Origin of the sequence: Shewanella chilikensis (genome assembly GCF_002836945.1) — a bacterium.
Taxonomy (GTDB): domain Bacteria; phylum Pseudomonadota; class Gammaproteobacteria; order Enterobacterales; family Shewanellaceae; genus Shewanella; species Shewanella chilikensis.
This window is the reverse complement of the sequence record NZ_NIJM01000109.1, coordinates 1-1,298: the sequence shown is the minus strand read 5'-3', so window position 1 is coordinate 1,298 and position 1,298 is coordinate 1. Positions and strand designations below refer to the sequence as shown.

2 protein-coding genes are annotated in these 1,298 nt (G+C 37.1%); both read right to left on the bottom strand.

Annotated elements, in window-relative coordinates:
* Positions 1-145: 145 nt before the first annotated feature.
* A complete protein-coding gene (locus CX651_RS19725; RefSeq protein WP_101057801.1) occupies positions 146-709 on the bottom strand; it encodes a hypothetical protein in 564 nt (187 codons plus the stop codon).
* A 19-nt stretch (positions 710-728) separates the two neighbouring features.
* A partial coding sequence (locus CX651_RS19720; RefSeq protein ID WP_232788341.1) for a polymorphic toxin type 44 domain-containing protein occupies positions 729-1,298 on the bottom strand: 570 nt, incomplete at its 5' end.

Sequence of the window (1,298 nt, the reverse complement as noted above, 5' to 3'; positions counted from 1 at the left end):
GGATGCTCACATCGATCTGTGATTTTTAACGTGACACAGAATTTTGAACACCCTCGGAATAACCAAGAGAGCACAGTTGCTGTGCAACTCCAGCAACTCTGTAAGCAGATGGATAGCATACATGAAACTTCTTCGTTATCTTTTCTTACAATAACTGAAAGAAGTAGACTCCATCTGATACTTTTTTGAAGATATCAAATTGTGCATGTTCTTGAAATGCTTCTACATTCATTTTCTCCCCAAAAACCAAACCGTTTATTCCTAACATCACAGAATTCCCCCATTGAATACGGACTGTATTATATTGGGTGTCGTTAAATACATCTGTAACGCCAATTTCAGCCATATCTACAAGTATCTCATTTAGATTTTCTTGTGATAATTTTACATTGGGCTGAGTCACGGATAATACTTGGCTCCAGTTTTCAATTTTGTTCTCGGCAGCTTTTTGGGAATATGTCATCATAAAACCACCATCAGGACTTTTTCCAAAAGTTTTTGTAATAGGGTTAATGACAACTCCATTTAAAACAATTACTTCTTCAGAATAGTAAGAAACTTCTTTGATATTATATTGGTTGATTTTGGAAATTAACGCCTCTACATTAACTATCATATCGGCTTTAGTAATTACATCTTCATTGTAGCTTGGGCTGCAAGCCACTAAAGTAGAGAGCATTAGTAAAGCAAGAAGTTTCTTTAGTTTCATTGTAAATTACCTAGGTGTATTAATATGGAATTATTTTGTATTTAAAGTTTCTGTTTATGTAGCAATGACCACCAAGACCATTTGGGAATCTCCATAATTCACATGAGTATTTATATGATACTCTCGCGCCACCGGGTACTCCAGGATCAATACTTCCTCCTGGCCCACCACCACCTATTCCAGTTGCCGCTACAATCTGTAATCCATTAGAATCATCACATGAATCAGATACATTAGTAGTATTGTTGTCATTTTTATATACTTCTTTATAGTAATTGATACCTCTGGTAACTTGAACTGTATCGTGAGCATGATCTCTATCTTGAGTTACGAATCCACTTAATAGTCCCCACAGTCCAGTAATACCTTTTCCATCATCTTTCCATGCTTGGTTAGCGCTTGCGCCACTATAGATCAGTGAGTCCTCAAAGCCTGCTGCACTTAACATCGCGCCGTAGTGAAAATTACCAAAATCTTCACTGGAACCAAATTTTTTTGACACATATACAGGACATCCTAAACACTTTGTGATCTGCCCCGATAGTTTTGGACACCACGCTAAGCGAGTAAAATCGTTTAACGAGGTGAA

What these genes read in the sequence shown, in the direction of transcription:
- CX651_RS19725 (WP_101057801.1), bottom strand. Translation starts at nt 709, where the DNA reads ATGAAACTAAAGAAACTTCTTGCTTTACTAATGCTCTCTACTTTAGTG.